Source organism: Natrinema versiforme (assembly GCF_005576615.1).
In the GTDB taxonomy this organism is placed as follows: Archaea; Halobacteriota; Halobacteria; order Halobacteriales; family Natrialbaceae; genus Natrinema; species Natrinema versiforme_A.
The window spans coordinates 43,661-60,762 of the sequence record NZ_CP040331.1; the positions used below are offsets into that span (position 1 = coordinate 43,661).

Here is a 17,102-nt window from a genome sequence, read left to right on the forward strand (position 1 = left end):
CAGTGCCGTCTGCCAGCGTCAGTTCGGATCGTAGGGATTCGTTGCTGTATCGAGTCGATAGACGTCCTCGACAGCGTCAAAATCGTCGTCAAACGCATACAGGTAGCCAAGCCCCTCGGTTTGCATATACGCCACAATGCAGGCATCGACGAAGGAGAGGGGTTCGTGTTGACGAAAGAGTGCCTTCCCGGTCGCGAGGGCATCGGTGGTGAGGGAGTCGATGTGGAAGCGGGCGTTTTCTTCGATGCGATCGAGGAGATCGACGGCTGCGTCGTGGCCGGCGTGGGTCGTGAGGCCGTTGAGCGTTTCCGCGAGCACGTAGTCGAGGACGACTGCTTCCGGGAGCGTTCCGTCGTCGATGCCGTGGAGCACCGGGAGCGCGGCATCGTGGGATCCATCTCGCCGGTATGCGGCGGCAAAGAGGACTGTCGTATCGATGAGTGCCCGCGGCATTTACTCGACGTCGACGCCCCAGGCGTCGTGCTCGCTCGTGACATCGGTCGGCTCCTCACCAGCGTAGCCGTCGAAGTCGGCGAACGTGCCCGTTTGCTGTTGGATCACGTGGACTCGGATGCTCCCGTCATCCTCGAGCTGCCAGCGGAGCTGATCGCCATCATCGATATTGAGTTCACGCCGAATCCGGGCGGGGATGTTTGCCTGGTTTCCAGACACCTTGCTTTCGGCGTCGATTCTGTCGCTGCTCATACCTCACGGTAGGTGACCGGCCGTGAAAAGTCTAGTGTGCCGCCACACTACCACGCGCTCCAGAAGATATCGTTCTAGTTCGAGGGTGCTGGAAGGCGCCCATCCGGACGTGGAACACGACCCTGTTTTATCTCGTGATCGACGCGACGCAGATGCTTACAGCCGCCTTCGGGTGAGCGCTGCTGCCAGTCAGGGCAGGTACACGACTTGTCGATGACGTCGACTTCGTACCGGTTTCCGGACGCGGACTGAACTTCGTAGCGGCCACCTTTCGAGAGGAGCGAAACGTCCATCGCTTCGGCGACAGCACGCTTCGTTCGGGGCTCGAGATCGTCCTGCGACTGTGTGTTCTCGTCGACGACCAGTCGGTCGCGAACGTCGCCCGTTCGGCCACCGTCGGGAGCGACGGCTTCCGCAGGGCCACTAAGCCGCTCGTGGAGTACTTCCTCCACCAGATGGCCTTCCGGCCACAGGTAGTGGACTTCCCGCCGCTCACGATGATCGTAGGAGCCACAGGCGGCAGCGCTCCCAGTCCAGACACGCCACGCCCCGAGTGCTGCCATCACGTCGACGATGACTCGCGGAACAGCCTCGTGCTTGTCGGGGTAGAACATCCGAAAGCGAGTGCATTCCGCCTGCGGCGGAACCGTCTCCCACCACTCGACGTCGTCGTCCCAGCTCTCGTACATCGCCTTATCCTCCCCGTATCCGACGGTCAGGCCGTCGATCTGCGGTATCTCCACCGATGTCTCGTCAGCCTCGTCTTCGAGCAGCCGAAGGACGGCGTACCGGAGATACTCGTGATTCGGATTGTCTGAAGATTGGGCGACCTGCTCGTGGTGCTCTGCGACTCGCTCTGCCTCGTCGAGAACGGTCGTTAGATATTGGTCGGTCATGGGTCGGTGGAGACGGAAGTGCGCCTCCGCCCCTCGGCGGGCGCTGAAAAACTTAACCAACAAATACCGATCAATCGTATCCTCTGTTGGTTAACCCCTCTCTGCTCGAATGCTGAGCCGGATCGGATTACCGGAGCTAAGAATAGTATATCTGTATAGCGATAACGTCATAGGGAATACGGGGGATAAGACTAATACCGTTAGATGCGATACCGATAACTAACGATGATGGAGTACGTCGACGAGACCGCGGCGAAGATCATGGTCGCGGCCCGGCCGGGTGACTCGATCCGGCGAATCGCCCAGAAGATCGACGGCTCCTACTCGTGGGTCTACGACTGGATCGAGCGGTTGGAGGACGCAGGCTTCATCCGGCGTGAGGACGGCATCTACATCGAGAATTACGCTGTCAGGGATCGCTACTACGACCTCGTCGCGGCCATCTCTCGCGCTGTTCCCCCTTCGATCGACGACGGCTACGTCATTCCACACTTCGCCGGGATGCCCTTTGCGTACACGAAAATCGACGGCGTCTACGTCTGGACCCACGGCGGCTATCAGATCGCTCGCGGCCACGACGATTATCCGATCTTTATCCAGGTCGCTGACCAGGACGTCGAACGGTGGACAGCGTTCTTTGATGAGTTCGGGATTCCGAGCCGGATCGAAGAGCGGCCGGACGCGACCGACTCCGACGCGGCCGTCTCGTACGTGTTGTTCCCGACGAGTGGGGAGATCACTCGCGAGTGGGTTGACGGCAATCCGGTTATTCCGTTGGATGAGGCAATCGAGCACATGTTGGAGTACCGGGTGAACTACGAGCCGGCGTTGGAGATGATCGCCGACGAGTACGACCGCGATATCGACGCGTCCCACGAGGATCCGCGTCTCAATGCATGAGCCTCGGTGAACGCGAAGACGAACTACTGGATACGCTGGAGGCAGTCATCGACGCTGACCTGCCGTACGTGCTCGTCGGTGGGTGGGCGATCGCGGCGTTCAATCAACGCTTCACCACGGACGTCGACGTCGTCATTCCGGCCCAAGCGGTCGACGACTACACGGACCTTCTCACCGACCGCGGCTACGAGAAAACGGCCGAAGTCGAGCGAAACGAACTCTACGAGGGCCGGACTATCCGGTTTACCAAAGATATCGGGAATCCGGTTCGGTTCGACGCGATGGTGGACGCGCTGGGCTGTCGCCAGACGGAAGCTGAGTGGTCGTATCGCTATCTGGCCCAGCACTCTGTCACCGAGGAACTGCGAACCGGTCGCCCGGTAACAGCCAGGATTCCGGAACGGGAGTTGCTGTTCGCGGTGAAACTCCACAGTGGCCGCAAGGCAGACTCTCGGGATCTAGTGGTGCTGGCTGCTGGCGCGGATTTCGACCGGATCGCGACTCATCTGCATCGCGGGGAGTCCGAGAAGCTCGCTGGTCGCATCGAGACTGTCCTCAACCGCCTCACGTCGGAGGATTTCGCAGATGCATTCAAAGGAGTCTTCGAACAGCAAACGGTTCCCGAACAGGATATCGATGCCGTCGTTGAGTTCCTTCGTGACCAGCAGCGCCGAATCGATTCTGAACGATAACATCGACTGTCGATGGGTATGTCTCGGGACCGATCGAAACACACGGGGTCGGGATGCCGAACGAATTAACCAACAATGTCGACAGAGTACCCTCCGGCGTTGGTTAACAGCCGGGAAGGGGGTGTTCAGCCCTCTACAACTGTGTCGATGATTTCCTGAGCGGTCGAACTGATCCGGCCGAGACGCTCCTGAATACTCTCCGCATCGTCGTCCTGCCACGCGGCAAGATAGAACGCTGACCCGCTCGTATCCAGGTTGAAATACCGCCCGACGATGTACGCAACGGCTTCGGCTTCGACCTCGCGTTTTGCACGCTCGGGTTCGTCGTCGACATCGAAATGGAGCAGTGCGTGGGCGTACTCGTGAATCAACGTCACGGCGAGATCGGCCTGATTTGAGCGGGCTTTCGCTTCGACGACGGGCTGGCCTCCGTGGAGAGTCCGGTGTTTGCAGACGCCTTTCGCGTCGCCATGCTCCCACTCGGCAGCGTCGACGACACGGACGTCGATATCGAGCGTAGCTGCTGCATCAAGGAGCGCTGGCACCAGGTCGTCGGCGTCACCAGCTGCCTCGGTTTCCAGCTCGGGGAGCGGTTCGCCCTCGGTTTGAGACACATCGAAGACTGCCGTTGGTTTGAATCCAACCAGTCCTTTCGACCACTCCTCGGGCGGCGTCTCGTCGTACTCACAGTCACTGTCCTCGTGGTAGCTCGGCGAGTTCTCGCATTCCGGGCACTGCTTGGTGATGATCGGCGCCCAGATCCAGATGGCCGACTCACCCTCCTTGACGTGGCGGTCGAACTCCTCCTGCCACGTCCGGTAGCCAGCCACCCGGCTCGCCTCGGGACACTGTCGCTTGATGAGGAGCGTGTTCCGGTAGGAGTAGTCGTGGAAACGACTCTGGACATCGAGCCACTCTTGGAACTCTTCGCTGGCCTGCGCGTCGTCGACGCCGGCGACAAGGTCGTCGATCCACTGTTCGATGGTACTGTTCATCTCGTCTGATCGCGTGTCGGTCTGGTCGAAGGAGACCGACGAGTCTCTGGTCGTGGACATCATGATCACCGAATCGAGTTCACGGCGACTGCGTCTGTTCAGACCGCGCCGCACCCCTCAGGGGCGTTTAAAAAACCGCTCTGTCGGTCAGCGGAGCTCGTGGCGTTCGTCTGCAAAGCCGACCGTGACGAGGTACTCGAGGAACTCGTCGAACCGCTCGACGTCACTGGGCGTGTCGGTCGCAAGATGACGCGCCCACTCGATGGCCCACTGGAAGGCGGGATCCGTGCCGCCCTTGCCGTGAATGTACCACCACCGGGCCGCCTTGAGAACCACTATGGGATTCGTCGGCGGCTGCTCACCGGCGAGCCCACGGGTGATGGATTCGATTTCGCCGGGGACGTCGGCGGAATCGACCTCTGCTGATTGCGTGTTTGCGATATCGACCGGGATCTCATCGATTGAGACGTTGTCGGGACTCTGTTGTTGACTCACTGGAAGTCACCTCTGAGGACTCTTGATGGAGCCCCCGCCCTCTTTGGGGGCACGAAAAACAGGTCGCGAAGTCACGCCGGCGGGAGGTAGACGCTCTGATCGCCGGCGATTTCCTCTAGATTGTTCCGATGACGGTGGCTGAAGTAGCACTCGTAGCTGCAGTATCCACAGATTGCGCCGGTATCGTACTCGGCGACGTACGGGCCGCGGCGGGTTCGCCAGACGTTCGTCCCGCACTCGGTACAGGCGGCGTCCTCGAGATCGGCAGGGCTCGGTCCCTCGTACTCGACGTTGAGCCCCTCGTCTTGCGGTGTCGTTTCGGGCCAGATTCCGTGCGCCCTCCAGAACTCACGGACCCGAGCGAGGCTGTGGCGCACCGTCTTTCGGACGGTGACGTGGTCGGCGTCGCGACCGCTGTCGTCCCAGCCGTCGGCCGTCCAGAACTCACCGAACTGTGCGCCGCGATGCAGCCCGTTCCAGTCGACGCCGACGATATCGGCCGGTGGCTCGTCAGTGAGTGTCGGTCGGGTCAACTGTCGAATAGCGTCGAGCTGCTTGGGCGGACTCCCGCCGAGAATGTGGACGCGCCGCCCTCTCCAATCGGCTGGATCGGAGAAATCGTGGGCCAGGCGGTCGGCGTATCCCCGTGAATACCCGAGGACGAGGTTCTCAGGTATCGCGTCGATCACCGCCCGCGACTTCGGAACGACGATGAGCTCAGCTTCGGGGTAGCTCGCTTGGATTTCACGAGCAGCAGCGACGTGGGCGTCGACGTCGTCGATTTCGTCGACGTCCCCGATGACCCCGACACGTGGTTCGTACTCGAAAAAGCGGTCGACGAACCGCTCCAGATCGGGATCCCGAAAATCGTTGTCGAGCATCCCGACAGGAATCTCGAGGTTCAGGTACTGGTCCGTCTGGTACCCACAGTCTTCCCGAAACCCGGGGAGAAATCCGAGGGCGAGAGAATCGGCGACGAATGGGGCTCGATGGAGGAACGCCACATGGTCCGCTTGTCTGGCGACAGCGATGTCGCTAGCCGTGCTGGAGTCTGGACTCAAACCGAGGGACATAACGGAACTCGCGAGGCGGCTGTTGGTCGCCCCGCGCCCATTCAGGGGCCCGAAAAACCGCGGCACAGCATATTAACCAACAATAGGGAAACTCACGCGGAGTGTGTTGGTTAAGGACAGCGCTTACCCTTCGTCCTCACGCAACTCTTCAGCTTTCCACTTGAGCCGGCGCAGAATCTGCGTTCGATTTTGGTGGGCGTTCTCGTAGGCTACACACTCTTGCAAGGTTTCCATATCGGGAATCGTCGCGATCCCTGCCTTGATCAGGCCCGTGTTCGGTGCTTCCAGACGCTTCTCTGGAGGGAATTCGTCGCTCTCTTCGTCGTCAGTGGTTCCCATCTCAAAGAGCCTCCACCCCTTTGGGGCCGACACAAACAACTCTCCGGACGATAATGTCCACCTCTAATAGAGATGAAACCGATACAACGGTTACCGTAATGGTCATTCCCCGCGAGTGTTTACAGGCCCGCATGGAGCGAAAGACGATCTCAGTCACCGGGATGTCCTGCAACGGGTGCGAACAGAACGTGGAGACCGCCCTGCGAAACCTCGATGATGTGAATCGGATCGAGGCCGACCACGAAGCTGACACGGTCGACGTGGTCCTCGAGGATGGAGTCTCAGACGACGACGTGAACGCGGCAATCGAACAAGCTGGCTACGACGTAGTGGCTTAATCGGCTGTCACTCGGCCGTCTCCACGCTCGCCGTCGGTGCGGTCGTCGAGGGCGAACTCGGTGTTGACACCCTCGCCGGAGAGGAGCTGACCAGCGAAGCTGTTGGCGAGGACGGCCGAGACGGACAGCACCATCGCGAGCATCGCGAACACCGGGTGAACGAGCCCCGTGGTCGCGGCGGCGACACCGACCCCGTTGAACGCGAAGGCCGTCGCGAGGTTCTGACGGGTCTTCCGGTAGCTCTCGTTCCCGATCTCGTATGCGTCCATCACGCCGCCGAGCCGGTCACCCATCAGGACGATGTCCGCCGATTCGATGGCGATGTCGGTCCCGGCGCCGATGGCGATGCCGATGTCCGCCTGTGTGAGTGCAGGAGCGTCGTTGATGCCGTCGCCGACCATCGCCACGCGGTGGCCGGCTTTCTGCAGGCGACCGATCTCCTCGCGTTTCTCGTCGGGCAGCACGTCGGCCATGACGCGGTCGATACTGACCTCCTCGGCGACCGCGTTCGCGGTGCGCTCGTTGTCGCCAGTGATCATCACGGGCGTGATGCCGGCGTCGCGAATCCGCCGGATGGTCTCGGCGGCGTCTGCTTTGATTTCGTCGCCGATGCCGATCAGGCCGATTAGGTCACCGCCACGGACGACCCCAGAGACGGTGAGGCCGCGGCCCTGAAGTCGCTCAATGTCGTCGCCCCCCTTCGACAGGTCGATCCCCTCGTCGCTGAGCCATCCCGGTTTCCCGACCAGCACATCGTCGCTGGCCACGGTCGCTCGGACGCCCTTGCCGGTCACCGAGTCAAAGGCGTCAGGATCCGCGTACTCGCCGCCCTGCTCGTCGGCGGCCTCGAGGATCGCATCAGCGAGCGGGTGTTCGGAGAAGGCCTCCGCACTGGCCGCAGTTGTGAGTACATCCACCTCGTCGGCACCGAACGCGACGACCTCACTGACGGCGGGTTCGCCGACGGTGATGGTGCCGGTCTTGTCCAACACGATGTGGTCGACGTCGGGGAAGATCTGGAAGGCGTCGCCGGAGCGCATCAGGATGCCGCGGTTCGCCGCCTTCCCGCCACCCCGAATTAGGGCGAGCGGTGTCGCCATCCCGAGCGCACACGGATAGCCGAGCACGAGGACCGCCAGCGCTGCGAACGCCCCGCGCTGGACGTTGGGGTCTGCTCCCCATGCGAGCGGTGCGACCACCCAGAAGAGGAACGAGAGCGCGGCAATCGTCAAGACGCCTGGGACGAAGTACTTGAGGATGCGGTCGGCGAGCTGGATGATGCCGGGCTTCATCGCCCGTGCTTCCTCGATCTCGCGGGCCACCTGGTTCAGGAACGCGTCCTCGCCGGTTGCAGTTACCTCGATGAGCAGCGTCCCGGTCTCGTTGACGCTGCCACCGATCACCGTGTCGTCGGCGACCTTCTCCTCGGGAATGGACTCGCCGGTGGCGACCGATTCGTCGACTGTAGACTCACCCTCGACAACTTCGCCGTCGACGGGGATGTTCTCGCCGGGTTTGACCCGGACGCGATCACCGATGTCGAGGTCGTCGACAGGGACCTCCTCGACATCACCGTCATCACTGACGCGGCGTGCCGTGTCGGGCTGGAGGTCGAGAAGACCTTGGACGGCTTGGGAAGCTCGCGTGCGGACGATGAGGCTGGTGTACTCCGAAAGGATGTGATAGGTGGTGATGAACACGGAAACGGCGAAGAAGTGGACGGTCGGGAAGCCAGGGAACACGAACAGGCCGAGCAGCCCACCAAGTAACCCTGCGAATGCCCCTGCTTCCAAGAGAACGTGCTGATTGAAGATCCCCCGGCGCAGGCTCTGGTAGGCTTTCTCTTTGATGTATCGTCCAGGACCGAACATCGTCCCGAGCGCCAGCCCCAGTGTAACCAGATCCATCACAAGAGATGATGACTCGAAGCGTCCCATCACGAGAATCATCCACCCCATCAGGGCAGCGACCACGATAGATGCGCCACCTGCGAGGAGGAGGCGGCGCTTGCCGTCGGCGAGTTCGGCCTGCTGTTGCTCATACCGCTTCGCTTTGTCCGGGTCGCGGATGGTGTACCCGAGGTCCCGGAGCGTGTCCTTCACCTCGACCTCACTCAGCAGGTCGTTGTCGTATTCGACGAGAACTTCCTCGTGGGCGAGACTCACGTCGACGTCCTCGACACCATCGGTTCGGCTGTAGGCCTTCTTGATGCTCTCGGCACAGAACGAGCAGGACATTCCCCCGACGTTGAATTGTTCGTGTGTCGTTCCCATCGTGGATGGTGGTTACCATGCGACGCGGATAACCATTACGACGATAGTTATAGCGGTCTCGAGGTCCTAATACCGCTGTCGGAAGCGTGGCGTTACTCTTACTGTCGTCGTCCGTTTACGTATCTACAAGAATGGCACTCCTCGAATCCGACGTGCCGATCCGCGAAGTCGTGACGACGGACCCGGAGAAAGCGAAGGCGCTGGAGAACGACGTCCGGGCGAAGATCCTCGACATGCTCGCGACCGAGGAGATGACCATCGAGGGGATTCACGACGAACTGCATCGTCGCGGCGAGGAGAAGGCGGAGACGACGGTGCGCCATCACGTGAACGTTCTGAAGGACGCGGGGATGGTCGAGATCGCACGTCTCGAGGAAGCTGGTGGGGGGACGCGGAAGTACTACAAATCGAACACACGGGTCTTCTCGTACGACCTTCCAGAAAGTAGTGGAGAGCAACTTGCTTCGGCACAGGACACGACTCGTGAAGAGCTAGCTGCGCTGATCGAGACCCTCGCCGAGCAACACGGCGACGAGATCGAGGTTGTAGCTAGGGAGATGAAGCCGTGTGAATACTGCCAAACCCAGCACTACGAGGAGTTTGTCGTTCGGGAACTGCTCAATCGCGCGCTCATCGACCTCGGCGAAACCGGGGAGCTCGACGATCTCCTATCGACAGCTGAGTAAGCGATTTAGCGGTGAAATATCGCCTGCTCTATGACGTGATGACCCTCTTTGAGACGCGTTACGATGGCTTATGAACACCACCAGCGGCGGAGTTGATGCTCTCGGGGAGCGTGGGGTGGATGTGCATCGTGTCGGCGACCTGGTCGGCGGTCGCGCCGAGTTCGATGGCGAGGACGAGTTCGTGGACAATCTCAGCTCCTTGTTCGCCGACGACGTGCGCGCCGAGGAGTTCGTCGGTGTCGGCGTCGGTGACGAGTTTGACGAACCCCTCAATCTCGCCGAGCGCCTTCGGCTTGCCCTGGTCAGCGAAGTCCTGGCGGCCGATGCCCACCTCGTACCCTTCGTCCCGAGCTTCTTGTTCGGTTAGTCCGACGTGGCCGACCTGCGGGTCGGTGAACACCGCCCACGGGACGGTTCGGCCCTCAATGCTGATCTCCTCGTCTTTCGCGAGGTGCCGATACAGGAGGTCTGCGTCGTCGCGAGCGGAGTGGGTGAACATCGGCGGCCCACTTCACGTCGCCGATGGCGTAGACGCCGTCAGCAGTCGCTCTGAAGCTGTCGTCGGTCTCGACGAATCCCCGATCGTCGAGCGACACGCCGATATCTTCAAGCCGGAGACCGTCCGTATTCGGTGTTCGGCCCGCGGCGAGGGCGACGTCCGAGACGGTGATGGAAACGTCGTCGTCAGCATCGGCGTCGACACGAATACCGTCGTCGGCCTCCGCAAGTGCCGTCACGGGCGCACCGGTCTGAACGGTGATTCCCTCGTTTTCGAAGGCGCTCTCAATGACCCCGCTCACCTCTGGTTCTTCTTGTGGAAGGAGGCGCTCACTTCGCTGGAAGACGGTGACGTCAGCGCCGAACCGGCTGTACATCTGGGCGTACTCGCAACCGACGTAGCCACCGCCGATGACGGCCAGCGAGTCGGGGACTGAGTCGAGGGTGAGCAGGTCGGTGCTGTCGTGGACATCCACATCCTCAAGGCCGTCAATCGGTGGCTTCGCTGGGCGAGCACCCGTATTGATGACGACCCGTTCGGCTGATAGCGTGCGGTCGTCGACGCAGACCTTGTGTGGAGATTCGAAGACGCCATGGCCCTCGACGAAGTTGATGTTCTCGTTGCCCTCGACGTTCTCATAGGCCCCCTCGCGGATGGTCTCGACGACGTCGTCCTTGCGGTCGACGATTACGTCCATGTCGGCCTCGATGGCGCCGTCGATGTCGATACCGAACTCTTCGCTCCGGCGAGCGAGGTTTGCGACCTCTGCGCTCCGGAGCATCGTCTTCGTCGGGATACATCCACGATTGAGACAGGTGCCGCCGAGGAGGTCTTCCTCGATGAGCGCCGTCTCCATCCCGGAATACGCACACTTCATCGCGACCGGGAGGCCAGCCATCCCGCCGCCGAGGACAAGCAGGTCGTAGTCGTATCCGTTACTCATCGGTCTGCCCTCCACAGATGGTGTCGTCGCTAGCCGTTGCTTCTCGGTCTATACACAATGCGGACGTCACTGTATTCTTGGCCTCGGTCATAATTTGGATAATGCTGGTGGGGGGTTACTCGATACAGCAGCTCATCGTAGCCGTGTCCCGGCGGAACGCCTGACAGGCGTGTTTGAACGCCTCGGAGAACGTCGGGAACGGGTGGACGGTGTCGATGATGTCGTCGATGGTGAGGCCGAACCTCACAGCCAGTGTGGCTTCCATAATCATGTCAGCGGCACGGGGCCCGACCATGTGGACGCCGACGATTTCGTCGGTCTCGTGGTGCTTGACGACCTGGACGAGGCCATCCGTGTTTTTGACAGCTTTCGCTCGCGGTACGTCCTCCATCTGAACGGTCCGACAGGAACAGGTGCCGTGTTCGTCCATGTACTCGAATTCGGTCGTCCCGACGGCTGCGACCTCGGGACTTGTGAAGACGACTGCGGGGACCGCATCGTAGTCGATGCTGACGCCTTCATCGCCGAAGGCGTTCTTGACGGCGTGATTGCCTTCCTTGGCGGCGACTGTCTCCAGTTCGGGCTCGCCGATTACGTCGCCACCGGCGTACACGTCGGGATTCGTGGTCTGGAAGTGCTCGTCGACGTGGATCGTCCCGTTGTCGTTCGTTTCGACTCCTACTGATTCGAGGCCGATACCCTCGCTGTTGGGCTGAACACCGGTCGCGACGAATAATGCGTCCCCGGTCACCGTCTGCTCGGTGCCCTCGACGACTGTCTCGACAATGACGCCCGATTGGATTGCTTCGACCCCGCCGTCAGTTGCTGATGTGCGCACGCGCTGGAAGTCGTTGCCGGTGACCACATCGATCCCTTCGTCTTCGAATGCGCGCTGCATCTCTCGCCCGAGCTGGCCTTCCATTCCCGAGAGGACACGCTCGGAGCGCTGGAGGATGGTCACGTCGACGCCGACGCGGTGGAGAATCTGCCCCCACTCGAGGGCGATATAGCCGCCTCCGATGATGACGATGCGCTCCGGGAGGTCCCGCTCTTCGAGGATGGTTTCGCTCGTGTAGTAGTCGATGTCGTCGAGGCCGTCGATGGGTGGCGCCCATGGTGAACTTCCGGTCGCGATCAGGGCTTTCTCCCCGGTGATACGCGTACCTTCGTCGGTTCCTTCAACGACCTCGATGGTTGTGTCGTCGACCAGCTGGCCGTACCCCTCGTAGATGTCAGTCTCGAAGTGCTCAGCGACGTCGACGTAGTTCTCCTGGCGGAACCGTTCGACGAGTTCGTCGGTTCCGTCGAGTGCGTCGGCCCAGTCAACGGTCGGCTCCTCGGGGTATCGAACGGCGTCGAAGGGGTTCTCCGACGCTGCAGCGCAGCTCTCGGTGACGGCAAGCAGATGCTTACTCGGAACACAGCCGACATTCACGCAGGTCCCACCGATCGGCAGGCCGGTGTTCACCATCGCCGTCGAGAGATTTCGGCGGCTTGCTTCGGTAATCGCGGCGAAGGCTGCGGCACCGCCGCCGAGAATCACGAGATCGTATTGAGAGTCGCTCGTCACGCGTACTATTACTTTACGACGGGAAGGGCTTATACTTCGGAGTCCAAAGCTATGGAGTAAGTTGGAGGCCGCAAAGCTATGGCAGATACCACCTCATCAGCACCCGTCTGTGACGTCGACGGCACGTGCTATTGTCCACTCACGGGTGTCATCGACACGTTGAGCCGGAAATACGCGATGCAACTCGTCAGCATTATCGGCGCACACGATTCACTGCGGTTCGCGGAGATCGAGGACCACCTCCCGACGGCAAGCACGTCCACGATCTCGAAACGCCTCGACGAGTTCGAGGAGGCAGGGCTCGTCTCACGGACGCAGTACAACGAAATTCCGCCGCGTGTCGAATACGCGTTGACTGACGACGGCGACGAGGTTCGAATACGACTGGAACCGTTACTCGAGTGGACAACAGAAAACAACTGAGAGACGGAAGTTCGAGTATCAACTCATCGCATCCTGGAACCGGTCACGCAGCGCATCCTCGCGTTCTTCGAACTGCTCGACTTTCTCCTGCAGGTCGTCGCTGACGCGTTCGATGCTCGCCAGCGCTCGTTCACCCTCCAGCGAGGCTTGCGACCCGTCGTCGCCGTCCGCCTCTAGCTGCTGTTCGTACGCCTGCTCGACGCGCTCGATGGTGCCCTCTGGATTGAACAGGGTGTCATTGGCGATGCGGACGTACTGATCGAGGGAGGCCCCCTCTTTCCCCTGGAAGAAGTGGGTGAGAGCGTACGTCGCGCCGGAATGCAGCGTCCACATATCGATCTCGAAGGGCGACGCCGCATTGGCTTCTGCATCGCCGGCGGCACGCTCGGCTAGGTAGTCTGGGAACCCCAACAGGGTGTAGAACTCCGTGACGGTGAACGGGAGCTCCGAGAAGTCGAGGTCGATATCCTGGGCGTCCCGGATGAACTCGAAGAGGTCGTCGGCGACGAGTTCGACCTGTGCGAGGAGTTCCTCCCACCAGGTGTGGAAGTTCCGGACGTCGCCGACGTGTTTGATGACCTCCTTGTCGGTGAGCGAGCGCATCGTGTTCGAGCAGTAGCCATCCTGGGCGAACCCCTCCACGTAGACGGCGTGCTCGCCGAAGAAGTCGTAGCCCGACGTGACGCCCATCGTGATCGGGTCCGACCGGCCGGGCAGGCGCACCTCGAGGCCGTCGAACATGATGTCCATGTGGACCTCGCCGCCCCCGCGGTAGCGCCGAATCTCGCCGAACATCACCTCGCCCAGCGGCGTCCCGTCGATGGTCTCCTCGCGAAGGACCTCCTCTAGCGGCCCGTAGACGTCGACGGGGTTGATGATCGAGTAGGAGTCAGTCGGGATGTGAAATAGCGACTCTGCTTCGGTATCACCGTCTGCTTCTGCTTGTAGCCGGGATGGCTCGACGATTGCGTTGAACCGCTCTGTTTCGACCCACTCGTCGGTGTACGGGTTGCGATACGCGACTGCTGTGTCGACTGCCTGGGGAATCTCTCGAATCGCCGCACTGAAGCTGATCGGTTCGGGACCCCCGTGTTGCTCGGCGTACCAGTCGGGTAGTTCGGTGACGGTTCGCCCATCGAGGCCTGCGAAGACCGTAGCTGTCTCTGGGTCTTTCATGGATTCCATTCCACAGGCGCAATGCGTTCCGAACCGCGCCTGCACCCATCGCAGGCGCAAAACAAACGCTACGTATCGTCGATATCTGGAGTTGTCCAGATTGATGCGACGCGCTCGGCGAGGTCTTGATTACGTTCCCTGAGATTGTCCTCAGTCCAGCGTTCCAAATCCTCGAAATAGCTGTTCAGTTCGACGTGGCTTTCCATAAGGAGTTCTCGCTTCTCCGCGAACGGCCGATTCGAGAGTTCGGGGTTGTACCCGCTGAGAGTCAAGTTACCTAGTGCGTGTAACCACTGGTCATGAATACGCTCCCACTCTTCGCCGAGCAGATCCTTCCATTCGTCACCCCACTCGTTGTCATCGATGGTCTGGGGCATCACATGCTCTATCGTTAATTCATCGTACTGTACTGGCTCTTGGTGGCCGAACTGCTCTTCGAGCGTCCAGAGAATAAGCCACGTTTTCTTCTTATCCCGGTTGTACATATCGAACCGATTGATATTATCGAAGAGTTCTGCGTCATCAGGCCACCCTTGACTCTCCAGATAGGCGAACAGCGATTCTTTCTCGTTGCCATCTTCGATTGAGCGGGCCGCAATTGGGAACGTCCGATAGTACCCTCGGGTACTACGACCGCAAATGAATCGACGGAGCACGAAGCTCTCTAGTCCGTGAAGGATGTCGAGGAGCTCATCGAGGCTGAGCTCATCGGAGTTCCACCGGTCAAGCAAATTCAGGATCAATTGGTGGGCAGTCCCGATTTCCAGATACTGGATGCGTTCTAGCGCATCCGTCAGCTCCTCACGGGGGGCTGTTCCAGGCCGATGGATCCAGAGGTACAGATCGGCATAGTACGATAATTTGTCAACCAATTCGTGAGGAGTCAGGTCTGCGGTTCGTTGCTTGAACTGATGATAGATCTCATTCTTCTGGACGTATTCACCGTTTCGCATCATATAATCCCGATAGAACTCAGTGAGATCGACCCCGCCATGACGGTCTGTTTCTTCGAATTTTTGCTCGAATGGCATCCAGTGATCGTCGTTGAACTGGTCCTGTTCGGTCAGAGATAGCTGCATAAAGACGTGATTCCGGATAAGATCCGATTCCTCAAGCTGGAGTCCACGCTCGTTCAACGTCTCAAAAATCGCATAGGGATTCTCATCTTCAGACGTCGTAATCATCACCAGTGGAAGCTGCTGGATGATGATTTGTTTGAGCCGATCTAAGGTTTGTAGTTCGTCGTCGCCGTTGAGGTCGTCAATCCGTTCATAGAGGAACTCATAGCTGCTATAGATCGAAGTATCCGCCAAATCCCCATCCACAGATTCCTGTTCAACGATTGCAAAGAGGGCGTCTCGGTCCTCAGCGCGGGAGACGACCTTGAATTTCTCAACCCCGTCTTTGAACTCGTCGATAAGATACTTCTTGTTGATCTCCTCAGCGAAGTTCGTGTACTGTTCGCCTCCGATTTCGGCTGCGTAGTCACGAATAGCGCTCAAAAACAGCGTGAGTGAAATAAGGCGCTGCTGTCCGTCAATCACGAGATATTCGGGAACTGTCCCGGGTCGGTGGTTGCCGGGCATAACGACGAAAGTCCCAATGAAGTGTTCTTCCGAGATTGAGTCGGCTTCCAAGAGATTCTGGATATCAGACCAGAGAGCTTCTAATTCCTCTTGTCCCCACGAATAGTTCCGTTGGAATACTGGTATGACAAACTGCTTCTCGCCCGCAAATACGTTCTGGAGAAATTGATCTTCGGCGTCCATTCGTGAATCTATGATAACCACCTAATGCGAATCTCATAAACATAAGGGAAGTCACCGGATAGAATCGTCCTATACCGCCGTGATTCAGTCCTTTGTAGAGGTCTACGGTTCGGTAGCTGAATATATGGGTTCTTGATCTGTCGTTTCGGTCGCCTGAAGCAGCAACGCCCACCAATTCGCGATTGCATCGTCTCGGCCCCGCGAATAGGGGGTTAATCGAATTTTTCGCTGAAAGGCGCGACGAACTTCACAAAAGGCAGCTGGATGGCCTGTTGTCAGCGACTACTCTCGTTCTTCGAGGACGATTCGCCTTGCCTCAGCTACCAGTCCGTGAGCATCAGCCATTGCTTTAGCATCAAGAGCGACGGCGGCCCCAACACCATCCTCAAGGACGAAGTTCATCTCAATAACGTTCTCGAAGCACTGCACCAAGCAGGTGAGATTTCCGTGGTCTCCGGAATAGGTGTCTTCATAGATTGGAGCAGTTAATGATTCCATCCGAGAATCGTCAATCGCGGATTCAATCTCCTCGGTAGTATATTGCTCAGCGACATCATCCCTGAGATAGACGATCTCGTATGAATTCTCCTCGTATTTCACGATACTACGAAGGTGTCCATCTGTTCGTTGCTCGAAAAAGTTCTCGAGACGGGTGGCCATCCTTGTCGCCATATTACCATCTCTCGTCTCTTTCACTATATGTGTACGGCAAAGAACTCGGCGTAATATTTCAAGTGTTCGACTTTTAGGGGTCAGTACTCCGCTGACGACGGACCTGTTCGGGTATTGGAACCCAGGGGTGTGCTTCCCAGCAATGCCGAGCGTGGCTTTGCGGTGAGTCGAACTCTCTACTACAGGATCCACACTCGTAGGTGGCATCGGGCCAAGGCTCGCTGACGAACATCGCTGTCACCGTCGTCGCCACCGGCTCGGGGGCCTCGCTCCGCGTAACGTACCTGTAGCCGAGAACCGTCCGTTGCCCCATCGCTGTTCGGGCGATCTCGGTTGGCTTGTCCTCGGGGAGATACACCCAGCGAACGAAGTCGTCGACCGATTTCTTGGCTGAGGGCTGGAGGATGAACCATCGCTCGTGGTCATCTCGGAACAGGTAGCGTTCGGTCCCCCTGTTTTGGAGGTATATTGGGTCACCCCTGCCCGGGACGAGCCGTAGTCCGAGCGACGTCGATACCGGCTTCAACAGCTGGTCGACGACCGATGGGCCGTCATCTGTCTGGCTGTCCGAATCAGCCTCCGCTCCGAATTCATCGAGACTGGCATTCGTGGTCACGGGGACCACCTCCCGAGTGAGGCCTGTTCCCGGTCGGACTCA

Annotated in this window: 20 protein-coding genes; 5 read left to right on the forward strand and 15 right to left on the reverse strand. The window is 59.7% G+C overall.

The genetic code is table 11. From position 1 onward, the window contains the following. Positions 1-18: 18 nt before the first annotated feature. The 3 genes from FEJ81_RS18815 to FEJ81_RS18825 form a co-directional block, all read right to left on the reverse strand. Positions 19-453 (reverse strand): PIN domain-containing protein, encoded by a 435-nt coding sequence (locus FEJ81_RS18815; RefSeq protein ID WP_092635736.1) that lies wholly within the window; start codon positions 451-453, stop codon positions 19-21. After that, complete coding sequence (locus tag FEJ81_RS18820) at positions 454-705, reverse strand: AbrB/MazE/SpoVT family DNA-binding domain-containing protein (RefSeq protein ID WP_092893732.1); 252 nt, start codon at positions 703-705, stop codon at positions 454-456. A gap of 74 nt (positions 706-779) precedes the next feature. Next, positions 780-1,601 carry a hypothetical protein gene (locus FEJ81_RS18825; protein WP_138246854.1) on the reverse strand — a complete coding sequence of 274 codons (822 nt, stop codon included), beginning with the start codon at positions 1,599-1,601 and terminating at the stop codon, positions 780-782. 228 nt (positions 1,602-1,829) lie between these two features. Between FEJ81_RS18825 and FEJ81_RS18830 the strand changes: the two genes are divergently transcribed. Together FEJ81_RS18830 and FEJ81_RS18835 are read left to right on the forward strand one after the other, a co-directional pair. Further along, positions 1,830-2,501 carry a helix-turn-helix domain-containing protein gene (locus FEJ81_RS18830; RefSeq protein ID WP_138246855.1) on the forward strand — a complete coding sequence of 224 codons (672 nt, stop codon included), beginning with the start codon at positions 1,830-1,832 and terminating at the stop codon, positions 2,499-2,501. After that, positions 2,498-3,193, forward strand: coding sequence for a nucleotidyltransferase domain-containing protein (locus FEJ81_RS18835; RefSeq protein WP_008524579.1), 696 nt, complete (start codon positions 2,498-2,500; stop codon positions 3,191-3,193). The genes FEJ81_RS18830 and FEJ81_RS18835 overlap by 4 nt, the downstream gene beginning before the upstream one ends. Positions 3,194-3,318: 125 nt before the next feature. Here FEJ81_RS18835 and FEJ81_RS18840 read toward each other — a convergent pair whose 3' ends face one another. The 4 genes from FEJ81_RS18840 to FEJ81_RS18855 form a co-directional block, all read right to left on the reverse strand. Beyond that, a complete protein-coding gene (locus FEJ81_RS18840) occupies positions 3,319-4,248 on the reverse strand; it encodes an ArdC-like ssDNA-binding domain-containing protein (protein WP_138247158.1) in 930 nt (309 codons plus the stop codon). A gap of 87 nt (positions 4,249-4,335) precedes the next feature. Further along, positions 4,336-4,683, reverse strand: a complete 348-nt coding sequence (locus FEJ81_RS18845; protein ID WP_138246856.1) for a hypothetical protein — start codon at positions 4,681-4,683, stop codon at positions 4,336-4,338. A gap of 71 nt (positions 4,684-4,754) precedes the next feature. Further along, complete coding sequence (locus FEJ81_RS18850; RefSeq protein WP_011222476.1) at positions 4,755-5,756, reverse strand: DUF6610 family protein; 1,002 nt, start codon at positions 5,754-5,756, stop codon at positions 4,755-4,757. 123 nt (positions 5,757-5,879) lie between these two features. Next, a complete protein-coding gene (locus tag FEJ81_RS18855) occupies positions 5,880-6,095 on the reverse strand; it encodes a hypothetical protein (RefSeq protein ID WP_089649990.1) in 216 nt (71 codons plus the stop codon). Positions 6,096-6,226: 131 nt separating this feature from the next. On the opposite strand from FEJ81_RS18855, the gene FEJ81_RS18860 reads away from it, so the two are divergent. After that, on the forward strand, positions 6,227-6,433 hold the full coding sequence (locus FEJ81_RS18860) for a heavy-metal-associated domain-containing protein (RefSeq protein ID WP_049938502.1): 207 nt from the start codon (positions 6,227-6,229) through the stop codon (positions 6,431-6,433). Here the strand turns inward: FEJ81_RS18860 and FEJ81_RS18865 are convergent. After that, positions 6,430-8,706 (reverse strand): heavy metal translocating P-type ATPase, encoded by a 2,277-nt coding sequence (locus tag FEJ81_RS18865; protein ID WP_138246857.1) that lies wholly within the window; start codon positions 8,704-8,706, stop codon positions 6,430-6,432. The two genes, FEJ81_RS18860 and FEJ81_RS18865, sit on opposite strands and share 4 nt — an antisense overlap. Before the next feature lie 131 nt (positions 8,707-8,837). Here FEJ81_RS18865 and FEJ81_RS18870 point away from each other — a divergent pair, with 131 nt between their 5' ends. Then, positions 8,838-9,392 carry an ArsR/SmtB family transcription factor gene (locus FEJ81_RS18870; protein WP_138246858.1) on the forward strand — a complete coding sequence of 185 codons (555 nt, stop codon included), beginning with the start codon at positions 8,838-8,840 and terminating at the stop codon, positions 9,390-9,392. 58 nt (positions 9,393-9,450) lie between these two features. On the opposite strand, the gene FEJ81_RS23845 is transcribed toward FEJ81_RS18870, so the two are convergent. From FEJ81_RS23845 to merA, 3 genes are all read right to left on the reverse strand, one after another. Then, on the reverse strand, positions 9,451-9,891 hold the full coding sequence (locus FEJ81_RS23845; protein WP_229504791.1) for a hypothetical protein: 441 nt from the start codon (positions 9,889-9,891) through the stop codon (positions 9,451-9,453). Next, complete coding sequence (locus tag FEJ81_RS18875) at positions 9,815-10,834, reverse strand: dihydrolipoyl dehydrogenase family protein (protein WP_229504792.1); 1,020 nt, start codon at positions 10,832-10,834, stop codon at positions 9,815-9,817. Before FEJ81_RS18875 ends, FEJ81_RS23845 begins: the two co-directional genes overlap by 77 nt. Positions 10,835-10,949: 115 nt before the next feature. Beyond that, the gene (gene merA / locus FEJ81_RS18880) at positions 10,950-12,404 is read right to left on the reverse strand and encodes a mercury(II) reductase (protein ID WP_138246859.1); all 1,455 of its coding nucleotides are present in this window, start codon (positions 12,402-12,404) and stop codon (positions 10,950-10,952) included. A gap of 78 nt (positions 12,405-12,482) precedes the next feature. Here merA and FEJ81_RS18885 point away from each other — a divergent pair, with 78 nt between their 5' ends. Continuing rightward, on the forward strand, positions 12,483-12,827 hold the full coding sequence (locus FEJ81_RS18885; protein WP_138246860.1) for a winged helix-turn-helix transcriptional regulator: 345 nt from the start codon (positions 12,483-12,485) through the stop codon (positions 12,825-12,827). A gap of 18 nt (positions 12,828-12,845) precedes the next feature. Here FEJ81_RS18885 and FEJ81_RS18890 read toward each other — a convergent pair whose 3' ends face one another. The 4 genes from FEJ81_RS18890 to FEJ81_RS18905 all read right to left on the reverse strand — a co-directional run bounded on the left by FEJ81_RS18890 (position 12,846) and on the right by FEJ81_RS18905 (position 17,060). Then, positions 12,846-14,003 (reverse strand): hypothetical protein, encoded by a 1,158-nt coding sequence (locus FEJ81_RS18890; protein WP_138246861.1) that lies wholly within the window; start codon positions 14,001-14,003, stop codon positions 12,846-12,848. Between the two features lie 68 nt (positions 14,004-14,071). Beyond that, the gene (locus FEJ81_RS18895; RefSeq protein WP_138246862.1) at positions 14,072-15,772 is read right to left on the reverse strand and encodes a DUF262 domain-containing protein; all 1,701 of its coding nucleotides are present in this window, start codon (positions 15,770-15,772) and stop codon (positions 14,072-14,074) included. 282 nt (positions 15,773-16,054) lie between these two features. Then, positions 16,055-16,444 (reverse strand): hypothetical protein, encoded by a 390-nt coding sequence (locus FEJ81_RS18900; protein ID WP_138246863.1) that lies wholly within the window; start codon positions 16,442-16,444, stop codon positions 16,055-16,057. 73 nt (positions 16,445-16,517) lie between these two features. Beyond that, positions 16,518-17,060 (reverse strand): hypothetical protein, encoded by a 543-nt coding sequence (locus tag FEJ81_RS18905; RefSeq protein WP_138246864.1) that lies wholly within the window; start codon positions 17,058-17,060, stop codon positions 16,518-16,520. Between the last annotated feature and the right edge of the window lie 42 nt (positions 17,061-17,102).